Genomic DNA, 19238 nt, shown 5'->3' with positions numbered 1-19238 from the left:
ATTTTTTATACCCTCTATTATTTTTATTTTAAAATTAATCCATGACAAAATTTATATTTTTTCCCTGAAAAACAAGGACATTTTTCATTTCTACCTATTTTTTTTTTAAAAAGGTTAATATTATTTAAGTATTTATTTGTTTTATTTACAGAAGAATCAGGTATTTTTTTTATAATTTTAAAATTATAAATATTTTTCTCTTTATTATTTTTACTTAATAAAGTAATTTCATCAGAATTTTTAATTGTATTAATTTCAACCTTACTTAAGGTAATAATAACTTCTTCTTTTAAAGAATCTAACATTACATTAAACATATGAAAAGATTCATGCTTAAATTCTTGTTTAGGATCTTTTTGTGCATATCCTCTTAAATGAATACCTTGTTTTAAATATTCTATAGCTGAAAGATGTTCTTTCCATAAATTATCTAAAATTTGCAATGTAATATTTTTTTCAAAATTATTTATATATTTTTTTTCTATTATGTTTATTTTTTTTAAATATTTTATTTCTATAAAATTAATTATTTTTTTTAAAATAAAATTTTTATCTAATATTTTTTTACTGTTTTTTTTTTTTTCATGTAACCAATTCTTAATTGGTAATTTATAATTAAAGACATTTATAAAATATTTTTTTAATTTTTTTAAATCCCATTTTTCTTTTATAAAATTATTAGACTTTATATAATTATTTATAATTTTTGATAAAAAATCAATTCTAAAATTATTAATTATTTGATTAATATTTGATGATTTTAATAATATATTTCTTTGTAAATATATAGCTAAACGTTGATCATTTATTATGTTATCATATTCTAATAATTGTTTTCTTATTTCAAAATTGTAATGTTCTACTTTTTTTTGTGCAGTTGAAATTGATTTAGTTATCCAAGGATGTTCAATAAAATCATTTTTTTTCATACCTAATTTACTCATTAAATTAGATATATTTTTAGATGCAAAAATACGCATTAAAGAATCTTCCATTGATAAATAAAATCTTGAAGATCCTATGTCTCCTTGTCTACCAGCACGTCCTCTTAACTGATTATCAATTCTCCTTGATTCATGTCTTTCTGTTCCTATAACATATAATCCTCCTAATTTAATTATTTCATTATGTTTTTTTTGCCACTGTAATTTTAAATTTTTGATTGTTTCTAATTTATACTGAGTATTATGTAATAATAGATTACCTCCTAAAACAATATCTGTTCCTCTACCTGCCATATTAGTTGCAATTGTTACTGCATTTTTTTTCCCTGCTTTTGATATAATTTCTGCTTCTCTAGCATGAAATTTTGCATTTAAAACATTATGTTTTATACCTATATCTTTTAATTTTTGAGAAATTATTTCAGATTTTTTTATAGAAATAGTACCAACTAATACTGGTTGTCCTCTAAAATTTTTATTTTTTATATCTTCAATTATTGCTTTTATTTTTTCTTCTTTAGTTAAATAAACTAAATCTGATAAGTCTTTTCTAATCATAGGTTTATTAGTAGGAATAACTACTGTATCTAATTCATAAATTTCTTTAAATTCAAAAGATTCAGTACTAGCAGTACCAGTCATACCTGATAATTTTTTATACAATCTAAAATAATTTTGAAATGTAATAGATGCTAAAGTTTGATTTTCGTTATTAATTTTTACATTTTCTTTTGCTTCTATTGCTTGATGTAATCCTTCAGACCATCTTCTTCCCTTCATTAATCTTCCAGTATGTTCATCTACTATTATAATTTTATTATTTTTTAATATATAATCTATATTTTTTTTAAACAGTTTATGTGCTCTTAATGCAGAAATAACATGATGTAAAACAATAATATTAGAATTAGAATATAAAGATTCTCCCTTATTTATAATATTTTTTTTTATTAATATTTTTTCTAAATAAATTAAACCTCTTTCTGTTAAATATGCTTGACGTGATTTTTCATCTATAAAAAAATGTCCTTGACCTTTAAAAAATTCAGAATCTTCTTCTGATTGATATATTAATTTAGGTATAATATTATTAATTTGAATATATAATTCTGAATTATCTTCTGTTGTACCTGAAATAATTAAAGGAGTACGAGCCTCATCAATAAGTATTGAATCAACTTCATCTATAATAGCATAATTTAAAGTACGTTGTACTTTTTCATTATAATTTAAAACCATATTATCTCTTAAAAAATCAAATCCATATTCATTATTAGTTCCGTAGGTAATATCTGCTTTATAAGCAATTTTTTTTTCATCTAATGACATATTAGATATATTAATCCCGACAGTTAAACCTAAAAATTCAAATAATATTTTATTATTTATAGCATCTCTTTGAGCTAAATAATCATTAACAGTAACTATATGAACACCTTTACCACTAAGAGCATTAAGATATGCTGGTAATGTAGATGTTAATGTTTTACCTTCTCCAGTTCTCATTTCCGCTACACAATTATTATTTAATACAATCCCACCAATTAATTGAACGTCAAAATGACGCATATTAAATACTCTTTTGCTGGCTTCTCTAACTGTTGCAAAAGATTCTGGTAAAATATTTTCTAAGGAATGATTATTTTGTAATTTTTTTTTTAAATATAAAGTTTTATTTTGTAACTCAGAATTAGTTAATTTTTCAAATTTTTTTTCCATATCATTTATAATATTAACTGTTTTTTGAATACGTTTTAAAATACGGTCATTATTACTACCAAAAATTTTAGTAAAAATTTTTTTTAACATATAAATACTCTTTTCTTAATAAAATATAATTTTAATATAAAAAACATTATTAAATAATTATTTAAATTAAAGGTATAATAAATATTCATTTTAAAATTTTTTAAAGGATAAATTTCATGCGTAATAATAAATTATTATTGATTAATAAAATTTTTCAAAAAAAATATTCTTCACCTCATACAAAAATTTTATACAAAATATACATACATACAATTATTTTAATAAAAATTAATAGATTTATCAAAAAATATTTACCTATTGAATTACATAATTATTATAATATTAAAAATATTAAAAATAATATTTTAATTTTAGAATTATATAATTCTAATTATATTATTAAATTTTTATCTGAAAGGGATAATCTTATATTTTTTTTAAAAAAAAATATTATTCCTTCTCTGAAAAAAATTGATTTTAAAATTAATCCTGTTTTTTTTAAAACAACATTAATTAATAATTATAATCATAAATTTAACTTTAAAAAAAAAATTTTAAGTAAATATAGTGCTAAACTACTATTAAATTTATCTAAAAAGAGTTCTATAAAATTACGTATTATAATAAAAAAATTTATTCAATTAACAAAAATATAGTATTTAATATAAAAATTTTTTTATTAAGTTAAATTTAAAATTTTAATAACTAAATCATAAAAAGATAATCCTGCTGTTTTAGCAGCTATCGGATATAGACTTTGTGATGTCATTCCAGGAATGGTATTTATTTCTAATAATTGAAAATTATTATTATTATCTAAAATAACGTCAATTCTACCCCATCCAGTACATTTGACAACATTCCATGCATATAATACTATATTAGATAATTCTTTTTCTTTTTTTTTACTTAATCCACTTGGACAAAAATATTTTGTATTATTTGCATAATATTTTGCTTGATAATTGTAAAAAGAATTTACATATTCTATTTTTATAGGTGGTAAAATTTTTTTATTTAAAATTCCTACTGTATATTCTGTTCCTCTTATATATTTTTCAATTAAAAGATTATTACTATATATAAATGATTTTTCTATTGTATTAAAAATATCATCTATATGATTAACTTTAAAAATACCTAAACTAGATCCATTACAATTAGGTTTTATAAAAATGGGTAAAGTTAATTTTAAAATTTTATTTTTTATTTTTAAATAATTTGATTTAATAAAATTTTTTTTTGTTAATAAAAAATGAGGATATACTGGTAATCCATGTGCTTTCCATATAGTTTTTGTAATAAATTTATTCATAGTTATTGCAGAAGATAATATCCCACTGCCAGTATAAGGAATATTTAAATATTCTAATATTCCTTGTAAAGTACCATCTTCTCCACCTTTACCATGTAAAGATATAAAAACTTTAGTAAATCCATATTTTTTTAAATATAATAATGGAAATTTTATTGGATCTATTCCAATTGCGTTTATACCTACTTTTAGTAAAGCATTTAAAATATTTTTACCTGATTTTAATGAAATTTCCCTTTCCTGTGAATTTCCTCCAAATAAAACAGCTATTTTTTCAGACATGATTTTATTATTTAATTTTTATTTTTTAAATTTTTTTTAATGAAAAAAGATGAAATATTATTAATATCTCCAGCACCTTGAAAAATTAATATTTCATTTCCTTTTAATTTTTTAAATATAATATTTATAATATTATTATAATTATTTGATCTAATTAAAATAGGAGAAATTAATCTTAATTTTTTAATTTTTTTACATAAATTTTTACTATTAATATTTTTAATAAGATTTTCTCCTGCAGAATAAATTTCTAATAAAAATAATATATCAACTTTAGATAAAATTTTAACAAATTTATCTAAAAGATTTAAAGTTCTTGAAAAACGATGAGGTTGAAAAACCATTATTAATTTTCTATTTGGCCAAATATTACGTATAGTTTTAATAGTAACATTTATTTCAGTTGGATGATGTCCATAATCATCAATAATTATTGTATTTTTTTTTGTATTTATTTTATTATAATAGGGTAAAATGCCCAAAATATCAAATCTTCTTTTTATACCTTCAAATTCTTTTAATGTTTTTAAAATAATTGAATATTTTAATCCAATATAAGATGATACTATAAAAGCAGCTGTTGCATTTAATGCGTTATGATAACCAAAAATTTTCAAATTTATTTTTAAATTTAATAATTTTTTTTTGTCTAATATATAAAACTTACTTCCATAAATATTTTGAGTGAAATTTATTAATCTAATATCAGCACTCTTATGAAAACCATAAGTAATAATTTTTGATTTTAAAAAATTTCTATTTTCTTTTATTAAATTATAATTATTTTTATTATCTATACAAATAACTATACATCCATAAAATGGAATTTTTTTTAAAAATTTTAAAAATGTTTTTTTTAAAATTTTAATATTATTATTGTAATATTCTAAATGTTCATTTTCAATATTAGTAATTACATTAATAATTGGTCTTAAATTTGAAAAAAATTTATTACTTTCATCTACTTCAGTAATAAAATATTTACTTGAACCTAAATAAGAATATTCTTTAGAATTTTTTAAAATTCCACCATTTATAAATGTTGGATTTAAACCAGCTAATTTATATATTTTATATATTATTGCAGTAGTAGTTGTTTTACCATGTGTTCCTGTTACTGTAATACCATAAGAAAATCTCATTAATTCTGCTAACATTTGTATTCTATTAATTACAATAATATTTAATTTTTTTGCAACAATTAATTCTAGATTATTATTTTTAATAGCATTAGACACTACAATTAAATCTATATTTTTATTTATAATATTTTTTTCATTATGATTAAAATATATTTTTATATTTAATGAAATTAAATTTTGTATATTGAAATTATTTAATAAATCTGAACCACTAACTTTATATCCTTGTTTTGCTAATATTTTAGCAATACCACTCATACCAGAACCACCAATACCAATAAAATATATATGGCGAATATTTGTCATTTTTGGTATTTGATATATATTTTTTTTTTTATATATATTATATTTCATATTTTTATAAATATTAAATTAATTAATTTTTATATTATTTAATTCTTTATAAATTAATTCTGTAGAATTAATAATTGATAATTTATAAGATTTTTTAGACATATTTATTATTTTTTTTTTATTTAAAGATAATATAGTATTTATAATACTATTTATATTTAAATTATTTTGTTCATAAATTTTAGCAGCTCCTATCTTTTTTAAATTTATAGCATTATAATACTGTTGTTTATCTTTATGTTGAAAAGGAATAAAAATAGCTGGTAATCCTACTGCAGTAATTTCACTAACAGTCATAGCTCCTGATCTACATATAATTATATCTGCCCATTTATATGCTTTATGTATATTTTTTATATATTCTCTTAATATAAAATTATTCATTTTATTTTTTTTATATTTATTATAAATTTTTTTAAAATTTCCGTTACCTACTTGGTGAAAAATTAATACTTTATTTTTTAAAATTTTCGATAATTTTACACCTATTTTATTTATTATATTTGATCCTTGACTACCACCAGTAATTAATAAATGAATTGGTTTATGAATTTTTATAATAGATCTTTTATATAAAGATAATTTAATAATTTTTTTACTAATAGGATTACCTACTAATATTCCATTTTTAAATGTATTAGGATATGCTTGCATTTTTATAGTTGCTATTTTAGATAAAATTTTATTAGTTATTCCTAGTACATTATTTTGTTCATGTATTGCTAAAGGAATTTGACATAACCATGCGGCTAAACCACTAGGTCCAGAAATATAATTACCCATAGTTAATATTAAATTAGGTTTATATTTTTTATAAATTATAATTGATTTATAAGTAGATATAATTAATTTAATTATAGTTTTAATTATTGAAAAAATGTTTTTATTTTCAAATTTAAAAAATTCAATTAAACAAATATTTATTTTTTTTTTAGGAATAATTTTAGATTCCATTCTTGATAACGATCCTAACCAACGAACTTTCCATCCTTTTCTAATTAATTTATATGCTATATTTAGAGCAGGATTAATATGTCCTCTTGTTCCTCCGGCTACTATAATAATTTTTTTTTTCATTTTTATATTTTAAAATATTTGTTTAATATATACTAAAATATACAAATAATATAATATATTAAGAAATGTTATTTTTGATATATTTTTTTAACTAATTGAATAAATTCTTTACCACGATGTTTAAAATTTTTAAATTGATCAATGCTAGAACAAGCAGGAGATAATAATACTGTATCTCCATATTTTACTAATTTTATTATTTTTTTTATAGCTTCACACATTGTTTTTACTCTTATTGATTTAGTAAATAAAGATAATATTTTTTTACTAGATATTCCAAAGCAATAAATAATAATATTATTTTTATTTTTTAAATATTGTTTTAATAAATGTAATTCGCAATTTTTGTCATATCCTCCTAATAATAACCAAATTTTTTTTTTTTTATATAAATATTTTAAAGCGACTATAGTACTATTAATATTAGTAGATTTAGAATCATTAATCCAAGTAATTCCATTTTCTTTATGTATAATTTGTAGAATATGATCCATATTTTTATAATTATTTATTTTTTTTAAAGATATTTTTCTAGGAATTTTTAATATATCTGTAATAGCTAAAACAGCTAAAAAATTTAAATAATTATGAATTCCTATTAATTTTGTTTTACTAAAATTTAAAATTTTTTTATTATTTATTTTTAAATATATCATATTTTTATCAAAAAATAATTTATATTGACCATTAACTTTACCAAAAGTTATATATTTTTTTTCTTTATGAAAAAATTTAGGATAACATAATTTATTTTCTATATTATATATACAAAAAGAAGCATTATTATAAATTTTTAATTTAAAATCACGATATTGTTTAATTCCTAAAGGATATCTGTCCATATGATCTTGTGAAATATTTAAAATTAAAGCTATATATACATTAAATTTTTTTATTGTTTCTAATTGAAAACTAGATATTTCTAAAATATAAAAATCTCTTTTAATAGATAATAAATCTAAAACAGGATAACCTATATTTCCTCCAATACTAATATTAAAATTATTTTTTTTCATAATTTGACTAAGCATATTAACGACAGTACTTTTACCATTAGTACCTGTAATAGCTATTACAGGTATTTTATTATAGCGAGAAAATAATTCTATATCTCCTATTATTTCAATACCTTTTTTTTTTGCTTTTAATAATAAGGGATGAAATATCGAAATACCAGGACTTAAAATAATTAAATTAGCATTTAATATCCATTCTTTGTTTAAAGAACCTAAATGTATTGGTACATATGATGGTATTTTTTTTATAAAATTTAAATTAAAATTTTCATCTATAATAGATGGTATTAATCCTTTTTTTAAAAAAAAATTTACACATGAAATACCCGTTATACCTAATCCAATAATAACTATTTTTTTATTCATTTTACAGTATTTATTAATTAAATTATAATTAAAGTAAATAAGACTAATATTAATGATATAATCCAAAATCTAACAATAATACAAGGTTCTTTTAATCCTTTTAATTCATAATGATGATGTAAAGGAGCCATTAAAAAAAATCTTTTTTTATTATATTTAAATTTTATAACTTGAATTATTACAGAAACAGATTCTAGTATAAATATACCACACATTATAAGAAATAAAAATTCTTGTTTTATAATAATAGAAATTATAGATATAATAAATCCTAAAGATAAAGATCCTACATCTCCCATAAAAATTTTAGCTGGATATGTGTTAAACCATAAAAAACCTAATCCTGATCCAATGATTGAGAAACATATAATAATTAGTTCTTTTGTATTTTTTATATAAAGAATATTAAAACATTTAGAATAATATATATCCCCTGAAAAATAACTTAATATAGCTAATCCTAAAGAAATAAATATTATAGGCATAATTACTAATCCATCTAATCCATCAGTTAAATTTACAGAATTACTAATTCCTATAATAATTAAATATATAATTATAAAATATATGATATTATTTAAATGAAATTTAATTATCTTATTAAAAAATGGTATAATTAATTGTTTAAAGTATAACTTTTCAGAATTATTATAATAAATAAATATAATTATAATTATAATAATTGATTGAAGAAAAATTTTTTTATATGGAGTTAAACCTTTTGTATTATTAAAAATTATTTTGTAATAATCATCTATAAATCCTATAAAAGAATAAAATATTGTACTAATAATTATATAAAAAATATATTTGTTTGATAAATTAGACCAAAAAATTACAGATAAAAAAATAGATAATAATAAAATTACTCCTCCCATTGTAGGAGTATTATTTTTTTTAAAATGAGTTATAGGGCCATTAATTCTAATAGTTTGAGAAATTTTATTTTTATTAAAAAAACAAATAAAAAATGGAATTAAATAAAAAGTTATAAAAAATGATGTCAATAGTGTCATTATAGAACGAAATTTTAAACTTATAAAAAAATAATTTAAATATTTTAAATATTTAAATATTATTATTAACATTTTAATTTTTTCAGTAAATTATTAATTAAAATTTCCATTTTATTATTACGTGACCCTTTGAATAAAATAGTATAATTTTTAAAATTTTTTATTATTAAAATTAATTTATCCATTAACATTTTTTTTTTTTCAAAATGTATTGCTCTCATATTTTTTTCAGTAATATATTTACTATATCTACCAATACTAAATATATAATCTATATTAGATTTTAAAATTAAATCTCTAATTTTATAATGATAAAATAAAGTATATGATCCTAATTCTAACATATCTCCAATAACTAAAATTTTTTTATTAGGCATATTTTTAAGTATATTAATAGCTGTAAAAACAGAATTAGGATTAGCATTATATGTATCATCAATAATTAATTGATTCTTACTAAGAATAATTGGATACATTCTTCCTATAATAGGTCTAAAATTTTTTAAACCCTTAGCTATTTCATTTAATGAAACACCTAGTGAAAAAGATAATGCAGCAGATGCTAGTGCATTACTAATATTATGAATTCCTCCCCCTATAAGTAATAGGGTAATTAATATTTTACCAATAGGTGTATTCAATTCAAAATTAATTTTATTTTGTAGTATTTTTATATTTTCAGCATAAAAATCAGTTTTGTTATTCTTTATAGAAAAAGTATAAATATTTTTATGATTATTAAGTATTTTTTTTAAAAATTTTTTTTGATTATAATCATCATAATTAATAATTATAGTTCCTTTTATTGACAAAAAATGAAAAATTTTGCTTTTACTTTTAATAATATTATTTAATGAATGAAATCCTTCTAAATGAGAAGCTGAGATATTATTAATTAATGCTATATTAGGTTTAACTAAATTACTATTATATGAAATATCATTAGTATGACTACCACCTATTTCAATTACAGCATATTTATATTTATTTGTTAACTTTAATAGTGTTAAAGGAACTCCTATATTATTATTCATATTTCCTTGTGTATAAATAATTTTATTTTTTATTTTTAAAATAGATACTGTCATTTCTTTAACTGATGTTTTCCCCGAAGAACCAGTAATTCCTATTATTTTATGTTTAAACTGCATTCTTTTCCATAAACCTATTTTTCCTAATCCTAAAATAGTATCTGATACAATTATTTGAGGAATATTAATATTTATATATTTATTTACCAATAAAGCTAATGCTCCATTATTAATGGCATTTTTAATAAAATTATGTCCATCAAATTTTTTTCCACAAATTGCAATAAACATACAATTTTTTTTAATTATTTTACTATTTATTGAAAAATTTAATATTTTAATATTATTACCTATTAATACTCCATTTACTATTTTAGATAATAATTTTAAATTAATGAATTTAGTCATTTTACGTTTTTAATATTTTTTTAGTATTTTTTTAATAGCATTATAATCTGAATAATTTAAAATTTTATTACCAATAATTTGGTAATTTTCATGACCCTTACCTGCAACTAAAATAGTATCTTTTTTATGAGAATTAAATATTGCATAACTAATTGCTTGAGTTCTATCTAAAATAACATAAACATTTTTTAATATTTTACATCCTTTTTTAATATCGTTAATAATTTTTACTACATTTTCTGTTCTAGAATTATCATTTGTTAAAATTACATAATTTGCATATTTTTCTGCTATATTTCCCATTATAGGACGTTTTCCAATATCTCTTTCTCCTCCGCATCCAAAAATACACCATATTTTCCCTTTACAAAATAATTTTATAGTTAATAGTATATTTTTTAATGAATCAGGAGTATGAGCATAGTCAATAATAATGTTAGGAATAGATTTTTTTTGAAAAATTATTTTTTGCATACGTCCTTTAACTGGATATATTTTTGATACTGTTTTTATTAATTTTTTTAAAGGATATTTTAAACTTAATAATGTTGTCATACTTAAGATAATATTTAAAACATTAAAATAACCTATAAGATTTATTTTTATTTTTCCATTACCCCAGCTAGATTTAAATAAAATAATTGTTTTGTTTTTCAAAAAAATTATTTTTTTTACTTGAAAAAATAAATTTGATTTATATATAATTTCTTGTTTTGTAGTAACAGCTATAGCATTAGGTATTTTTTTAAACCATTTATATCCTATATTATCGTCAATATTTATAATTTGTTTTTTAACTTTATGTTTTGAAAAAAAATTCCATTTAGATAATTCATAATTTTTCATGTTATAATGATAATCTAAATGATCTCTACTTAAATTTGTAAAAATTCCAATATTAAATACTATATCTGCTACTCTAAATTGATTTATACCATGTGAAGAAACTTCCATGATAACAATATCAGCTTTTTTATCTATAAAATTTTTTAATGTAGATTGTATTTCTACAGCAGAATCAGTGGTATTATTTGTTTTTATTAATTTTTTATAAAAACCATTTCCTATAGTGCTTAATATAGCTGGTTTTTTTTTTAAAAAATGTAACCACTGCATTAAAAAATTTGTTACACTTGTTTTTCCATTAGTTCCTGTTATTCCTATAACTGGTATTTTTTTACTTGGATTTTTATATAAAATACCTGCAAAATATGAAATATATTTATGTAAATTAGGTAAATAAATTATAGGAATTTTTTTTTTAAAAAAAATTTTATAATAATATGTAATATCATCTGAATATGATAATACTGCAGCAGCACCTTTTTTAATAGCATGTTCTATAAAATTTCTACCATCTTCTTTATGTCCTTTTATGGCTATAAAAAGACAATTTTTTCCTTTAATTTTTCTACTATCTAAAATAATTTTATTTATTAAAATATTTTTTATTATATCATGACTTATATAATTATTTAATAATTTTTGTAAACTTACTTTATAATTAATCAATTCTAATATCCTTATTATATTATATATAAAATTAACTTTTAAAATATTTATAAAAAATAAAAGTTATTATTTTTTATATTTTTTTTGCAACACGTAATATTGCACTTCTTGATCTTAAATTTTTTAAAATTTCTATTTTATTAGGAAATATTCTATCAATAATTTTTAATTTTAAATTATTATTTTTATAATATAAATTATTTATTTCTATTTCAGTTAATGGAATTTTTTTAAAAATATTTTTATTGTGTAAACTATTTTTTTTCATAAAATTTTTAACAATTCTATCTTCTAATGAATGAAAACTAATAACAGATATTATTCCATTTTTTTTTAATAAATCTAATGAAATATTTAAAGCTTTTTGAAGTTCTTCTATTTCTTTATTTAAAAAAATTCTTATAGCTTGAAAAGATCTTCTAGCTGGATGTTTAAATTTATTTTTTTTCTTAAAAACAGAACATATTGAATGTGATAAATCTTTTGTATTATTTAATTTATTATTTAACAAATATTTTTTTATATTAAATGCTATTTTTTTATGAAATTTTTCTTCACCATATAATTTAAGTATTTCAGATAATTTTCTTTCACTAATTTTTTGCAATAAATTATAAGCATTAATATTTTGATTTTGATTTATACGCATATCTAATGGACCATTAAACATATAAGAAAATCCTCTTTTAGGATTATTTAATTGAAATGAAGATATTCCTAAATCAAATAAGATTCCATCTATTTTACCTATTTTATTATTTAGAATAAATTTTAAATTAGAAAAATTATTATGAATATAAATAATTCTTTTATCTAAAATTTTATATTTTAATATTGTTGTTATATCACAATCTACAGCGTATATACGCCCATTAATACCTAATTTAGATAAAATTAATTTAGTATGTCCTCCACAACCATAGGTTGCATCTATGTATATTCCATTACTTTTAATATTTAAACTATTAATAGATTCTTTTAATAAAACTGGTATATGATTCATTATATGAATGTATATTTTAATTATTATATATTTTATATATTATAATATAATAAAATACTATTTTATTTATTTTAATTTAAAATAATTCGTAGTAATATTAAAATATAAGATATTTAAAAATTTGGTTAAATTTTTTAAAAAGGTATAATTTTATGATAGAATATCCAAATTTTAAAAGTACTACATTAAAAAAAGAAAAATATTATATACAAAAATATATTAGACAAGTATATGGATGGATGTCTTGTGGTTTATTATTAACTGCATTCGTTTCTTGGTATGTAGCTAATACAATTCAAGTTGTAAATTATTTATTAAATAATAAATTTATTTTATTAAGTTTATGTTTTTTACAATTTATATTAGTTTTTACAATTTCTAATCTTTTAAATAGATTATCTGGAAGAATATTAACTACATTATTTATGTTTTATTCTTCACTAACTGGTTTAACAACTGCAGGAATTTTTTCTATATATAATCAAAATACTATTTTTACAGCATTTATTACTACATCATTTACTTTTTTATCTATGTGTATTTGGGGATATTTTACCAAAAAAAATTTAAATAATTTAGGTAATATTGTTATAATGGGTATTTTCGGTATAATTATAGCATCATTTATAAATTTATGGTTACAAAACAATTTTTTTTCATCTGTAATAAATTATATTAGTGTAATTTTATTCACATTACTTGTAGCTTATGATACTCAAAAATTAAAAAATATTGCAAAAAAAATTAGTATAAATATAAATGATAAAGATAATTTAAGAAGATATGCTATTATTGGAGCACTTATGTTATATTTAGATTTTATTAATTTATTTTTTGTAATATTACGTATTATTGGTAATAACAATAATAATAATGATGAAGAATAATGTTTTAATAAAAAAATTATATAGATTAAAATCTTAAAAAAATTATATACAAATATGTCTATATCTATGATGGAACAATATTTTAAATTAAAAAAACAATATCCAAATATCTTGTTATTTTATAGGTTGGGAGATTTTTATGAAATGTTTTATGATGATGCGAAAAAAGCATCAAAATTATTAAATATTGTTTTAACAAAAAGGGGTAAATTAAATGGTAAATCTATTCCTATGGCAGGAATTCCTGTTAATAGTGTAGAAAATTATTTATTGAAATTAGTAAAATTAGGAGAATCAGTTGCTATTTGTGAACAAATAAAAGAGAAAAATACATTATATAAAAAAAAAATTTTAAAAAGAAAAATAGTACGTATTATTACTCCAGGAACAATTAGTGATGATATTTTACTAAATAATTATGTTGATAATTTATTAGCAGCTATTTATCAAGATAAAAAATTTGGTTTTGGTTATGCTACATTAAATATTAGTTCTGGTGATTTCAAAATTATGGAAAATAAAGATTATAATATAATTGCTGGAGAATTACAAAGAACTAATCCTACTGAATTATTATATCCTGAAAATTTTCAGGATATACAATTAATAGAAAAAAGAAATTGTATTAGACGTAGACCATTATGGGAATTTGATATTGATACAGCTTTGCAACAATTAAATATGCAATTTGGTACAAAAAATTTAAAAAGTTTTGGTATTGAAAAATCATTTATAGCTATTAGAGCTGCAGGTTGTTTAATACAATATGTAAAAGATACACAAAAAGTATGTTTACCTCATATTAATAATATTTTATTAGAAAATCATAATGATGAAATTATTATGGATGAAAATACTCGGAAGAATTTAGAAATTATTCATAGTATTTCAGGAAATAAAAATAATACTTTAATTAAAATATTAGATTATACTACTACAACAATGGGTAGTAGATTATTAAAAAGATGGTTAAATAATCCTATACGTAATGTAAATATTATTTTAGATAGACAAAAAAATATTTCTATATTACAAAAATATTTTTTAAATTTTAAAAAAATATTATTAAAAATAGGCGATATAGAAAGAATTATTGCTAGATTAGCATTACGTACAGCTAAACCAAATGATTTAGTGTCTTTAAGACAAACATTAAATTATTTACCTTATTTTCATAGAATTTTAAAAAAAATCAAAAATTGTGAAATAAAATATAAAATTTTAAATTTAGGATTATTTATTAAATTAAGAAATTTATTAGAAAAATCAATAAAGAAAAAACCTTCTTTATTATTAAGAGAGGGAAATGTTATTGCTACAGGATATAATTTATCTTTAGATAAATTAAGAATATTTTCAAAAGATGCAATAAAATATTTATTTCTTTTAGAGCAAAAAGAACGTATTTTATTAAAAATAGATAAATTAAAAATAGGATTTAATACAATTCATGGATACTATATACAAATTAGTAAAAATTGTAATATAAATTTACCAAATAAATATATTCAAATTCAAACTTTAAAAAATTTTAATAGATATATTATTCCTGAATTAAAAAAATATCAAAAAAATATTATATATTCTAAAGAAAAATTATTTAATTTAGAAAAATTCTTATATTATGAATTATTTGATTATATTAATCCTTATTTAAAAAAATTACAAAAAATAGCATTATTTTTATCAGAGTTAGACGTATTATGTAATTTAGCTGAAAGATCGTTAACTTTAAATTATACTTGTCCTATTATTAATGATAAAATAGGAATATCTTTAACTAATTCCAGACATCCTGTTGTAGAAAATATTGTAAAATCATCTTTTATATCAAATGATGTATTATTAACAATTAATAATAATATGTTAATAATAACGGGTCCTAATATGGGAGGTAAAAGTACTTATATGCGTCAAATTGCATTAATTATTATTATGACATATATAGGTAGTTATGTACCTGCTGATAAAGCTATTATAGGACCAATAGATAGAATATTTACTAGAATAGGCTCAACAGATGATATTTCTTCTGGTTTATCTACTTTTATGGTAGAAATGATAGAAACAGCAAATATTTTAAGAAATGCAACTAATAAAAGTTTAGTATTGATGGATGAAATAGGTCGTGGAACTTCTACATGTGATGGATTATCAATTGCATGGGCTTGTGCTGAAAATATAGCAAAAAAAATTAAATCACTTACATTATTTGCAACTAATTATATTGAACTAACTAATTTAGCAACTAAAATAAAATATATAAAAAATGTATATTTTGATGCAATAGAATTAAATAATTCTATTGTTTTTTTATATAAAGTAAAAAATGGATCAATTAATAAAAATTATGGTTTATTTGTAGCATCCTTAGCTGGAATTCCCGAAGAAGTTATTAGTCAAGCGAAAAAAAAAATTAAACAATTAGAAAATTATAATATTTTTTAAATTTTAAAAAATATTTAAAAATAAATAAATGTATTACATGTTAATATATGCAATATATAAAATAATATAATTATTTATAAATAAAATAATGAATATATAACTTATGTAATTAAGTTTTAAAGGATATTTATTTACATGAATTCTTTTGTTAAAGAAATAAAATCAATTAATATTGAAGAAGAATTAAAAAATTCTTACTTAGATTATGCAATGTCTGTTATTGTAGGAAGAGCTTTACCAGATGTAAGAGATGGATTAAAACCAGTACATAGACGTATATTATACGCTATGTATATTTTAAGAAATACATGGGACAAACCTTATAAAAAATCAGCAAGAATAGTAGGTGATGTTATAGGAAAATATCATCCTCATGGAGATAATGCTGTTTATGATACAATTGTTAGATTAGCTCAATCATTTTCATTAAGATATACTTTAATAAAAGGACAAGGAAATTTTGGATCTATTGATGGAGATTCTGCTGCTGCTATGCGTTATACTGAAATTAAAATGACGAAAATAGCTCAAGAAATTATAAATGATTTGGAAAAAAATACGGTTAATTTTTTACCTAATTATGATGGTACAGAAAAGATTCCTGAAATAATGCCTACAAAAATACCTAATTTACTAATTAATGGTTCTTCAGGTATAGCTGTCGGTATGACAACTAATATTCCTCCTCATAATATTACTGAGGTTATTAATGCTTGTTTAGCATATATTAAAAATAATACTATTACTATTAAAGAATTAATGAATTATATTCCTGGTCCAGATTTTCCTACAGCTGGTATTATATGTGGTATTAGTGGTATTGAAAATGCTTATGAAACAGGTAAAGGAAAAATTTTTATTCGTGGAAGAAATAAAATTATTAAAAATAAAAAAAGTAATTATAAAACAATTATTATTTATGAACTTCCTTATCAAGTAAATAAAGCAAAATTAATAGCAAAAATAGCTAATTTAATAAAAGAAAAAAAAATTAAAGGAATTAAAACTTTAAGAGATGAATCAGATAAGGATGGAATAAGAATTATAATTAAAATAAAAAAAGATGTATCAACAAATGTAATTTTGAATAATTTATATTCATTAACATCTTTACAAATTTCTTTTAGTATAAAAATGGTCTCCTTATATAAAGGAGAACCTACAGTAATGTCTTTAAAAAATATTATTAAAGCATTTATTTCACATCGTCGTGAAATTGTTACAAAAAGAACTTTTTATGAAATAAAAAAAGCTCGAAATAAAGCACATATATTAGAAGGTTTAATAGTTGCATTATTAAATATAGAAAAAATTATTAAAATTATACGTTCTTCTAAAATTTTAGAAAATGTAAAAAATGAAATATATTTACAATCTTGGAAAATTCCAAATAAATTAAAGATATTTAATTTAGAAAAAAAAGAAATTTTAAATATTTATCTAACAAATTCTAACTTAATAAAATTTAATAATAATTATCGTTTTAGTTATACACAGATTAAATCTATTTTAGAATTAAAATTAAATAAATTAACTAATTTAGAACATAAAAAACTATGTATAGAATACCAATATTTGATAAATAAAATTTCAAAATTAATTAAAATAATTGAAAATTATAAAAATTTAATGGAAGTAATATATAATGAATTAATTTTAATAAAAAAAGAATTTGGAGATAAAAGAAAGACAAAAATTATTTTAGATAATAATTCTATAATTAAAACAAAAGATTTAATTAACGATGAAAAAGTAATTATTACATTATCTTATCAAGGATATATAAAATATCAAAAAATTACTGAATATAATATACAACATAGAGGAGGAAAAGGTAAATTAGCAATTAAATTAAAAGAAAATGACGTTATTTCTAAAATATTAGTAGCATATACTCGTGATAACATTTTATGTTTTTCTAATAAAGGACGTTTATATTGGTTAAAAGTATATAATATTCCAGAAGCAAGTAGATATTCTAAAGGAAGACCCATTATAAATATTATACCTTTAAAAAACAATGAAATTATTACTAATTTTCTTATAGTTAATAACTATACAGAAAATATGAATTTATTTATGGTTACTTTACAAGGAAATGTAAAAAAAACTAATTTAACTAAATTTAGTAATCCAAGACGTAATGGAATTATTGCAATTAAGTTAAGAAAAAATGATAGTTTAGTAGGAGTATCTTTAATTAGTAAACATAATAAAATCATGTTATTTACTAATTTAGGTAAAGTAGTTAAATTTGATGAATCTCAAGTTAGAACTATGGGAAGAAATACAATGGGTGTAAAAGGAATTAAAATATCTAATAAAAAAAAAGATAGTGTAGTTTCATTAATAGTTATTCAAAGTAAATTTGAAAATAATATTTTTACTATCACAGAAAATGGATACGGTAAATGTACTAATAATAAAAAATTTCCAGTAAAATCAAGAGCAACAAAAGGAATTATTTCAATGAAAATTAATTCAAAAAATGGGAAAATGATAGGATCATTACAAGTAATAAATAAAGATCAAATTATTTTAATAACAAATATGGGGACATTAATTCGTATTAATATATCTGAAATTTGTATCATTGGACGTAATACTAAAGGTGTAATTGTAATAAATACAAAATCTAATGAAAAAGTTGTTGGATTACAAAAAATTTAAAAATAATGTAATAAAATA

At 18.8% G+C, this 19238-nt stretch carries 12 protein-coding genes and 1 pseudogene; 4 read left to right on the top strand and 9 right to left on the bottom strand.

What is annotated here, in order from left to right:
• Positions 1-23: 23 nt before the first annotated feature.
• Positions 24-2753 carry a preprotein translocase subunit SecA gene (secA, locus tag GJT89_RS00710; protein WP_168894643.1) on the bottom strand — a complete coding sequence of 910 codons (2730 nt, stop codon included), beginning with the start codon at positions 2751-2753 and terminating at the stop codon, positions 24-26.
• A 116-nt stretch (positions 2754-2869) separates the two neighbouring features.
• Between secA and GJT89_RS00705 the strand changes: the two genes are divergently transcribed.
• On the top strand, positions 2870-3349 hold the full coding sequence (locus GJT89_RS00705; protein ID WP_168894642.1) for a hypothetical protein: 480 nt from the start codon (positions 2870-2872) through the stop codon (positions 3347-3349).
• Between the two features lie 23 nt (positions 3350-3372).
• Here GJT89_RS00705 and GJT89_RS00700 read toward each other — a convergent pair whose 3' ends face one another.
• The 8 genes from GJT89_RS00700 to rsmH form a co-directional block, all read right to left on the bottom strand.
• A complete protein-coding gene (locus tag GJT89_RS00700; protein ID WP_168894641.1) occupies positions 3373-4290 on the bottom strand; it encodes a D-alanine--D-alanine ligase in 918 nt (305 codons plus the stop codon).
• A gap of 11 nt (positions 4291-4301) precedes the next feature.
• The gene (murC, locus tag GJT89_RS00695) at positions 4302-5738 is read right to left on the bottom strand and encodes a UDP-N-acetylmuramate--L-alanine ligase (protein WP_246223071.1); all 1437 of its coding nucleotides are present in this window, start codon (positions 5736-5738) and stop codon (positions 4302-4304) included.
• Positions 5739-5804: 66 nt separating this feature from the next.
• Entirely contained in the window at positions 5805-6863 is a 1059-nt protein-coding gene (gene murG, locus GJT89_RS00690) for an undecaprenyldiphospho-muramoylpentapeptide beta-N-acetylglucosaminyltransferase (protein WP_168894639.1), read from the bottom strand.
• Positions 6864-6931: 68 nt separating this feature from the next.
• Positions 6932-8245 (bottom strand): UDP-N-acetylmuramoyl-L-alanine--D-glutamate ligase, encoded by a 1314-nt coding sequence (murD, locus tag GJT89_RS00685; protein WP_168894638.1) that lies wholly within the window; start codon positions 8243-8245, stop codon positions 6932-6934.
• A 17-nt stretch (positions 8246-8262) separates the two neighbouring features.
• The gene (mraY, locus tag GJT89_RS00680) at positions 8263-9333 is read right to left on the bottom strand and encodes a phospho-N-acetylmuramoyl-pentapeptide-transferase (protein WP_168894637.1); all 1071 of its coding nucleotides are present in this window, start codon (positions 9331-9333) and stop codon (positions 8263-8265) included.
• Positions 9327-10700, bottom strand: coding sequence for a UDP-N-acetylmuramoyl-tripeptide--D-alanyl-D-alanine ligase (locus GJT89_RS00675; RefSeq protein WP_168894636.1), 1374 nt, complete (start codon positions 10698-10700; stop codon positions 9327-9329). The genes mraY and GJT89_RS00675 overlap by 7 nt, the downstream gene beginning before the upstream one ends.
• Positions 10701-10709: 9 nt before the next feature.
• On the bottom strand, positions 10710-12212 hold the full coding sequence (gene murE, locus GJT89_RS00670) for a UDP-N-acetylmuramoyl-L-alanyl-D-glutamate--2,6-diaminopimelate ligase (RefSeq protein ID WP_168894635.1): 1503 nt from the start codon (positions 12210-12212) through the stop codon (positions 10710-10712).
• Between the two features lie 73 nt (positions 12213-12285).
• Positions 12286-13215 carry a 16S rRNA (cytosine(1402)-N(4))-methyltransferase RsmH gene (gene rsmH, locus GJT89_RS00665; protein WP_168894634.1) on the bottom strand — a complete coding sequence of 310 codons (930 nt, stop codon included), beginning with the start codon at positions 13213-13215 and terminating at the stop codon, positions 12286-12288.
• A gap of 152 nt (positions 13216-13367) precedes the next feature.
• Here rsmH and GJT89_RS00660 point away from each other — a divergent pair, with 152 nt between their 5' ends.
• The 3 genes and pseudogenes from GJT89_RS00660 to gyrA all read left to right on the top strand — a co-directional run bounded on the left by GJT89_RS00660 (position 13368) and on the right by gyrA (position 19220).
• The gene (locus GJT89_RS00660) at positions 13368-14102 is read left to right on the top strand and encodes a Bax inhibitor-1/YccA family protein (protein ID WP_168894633.1); all 735 of its coding nucleotides are present in this window, start codon (positions 13368-13370) and stop codon (positions 14100-14102) included.
• Between the two features lie 54 nt (positions 14103-14156).
• Positions 14157-16523: pseudogene (gene mutS / locus GJT89_RS00655) on the top strand (DNA mismatch repair protein MutS); the annotation flags it as partial.
• Between the two features lie 162 nt (positions 16524-16685).
• Complete coding sequence (gene gyrA, locus GJT89_RS00650; RefSeq protein WP_168894631.1) at positions 16686-19220, top strand: DNA topoisomerase (ATP-hydrolyzing) subunit A; 2535 nt, start codon at positions 16686-16688, stop codon at positions 19218-19220.
• Positions 19221-19238 lie beyond the last annotated feature (18 nt).

This window comes from Enterobacteriaceae endosymbiont of Donacia versicolorea, assembly GCF_012570965.1.
Taxonomy (GTDB): domain Bacteria; phylum Pseudomonadota; class Gammaproteobacteria; order Enterobacterales; family Enterobacteriaceae.
Note: the sequence above shows the minus strand (reverse complement) of the source record. Positions and strands in the feature narration are given on the sequence as shown.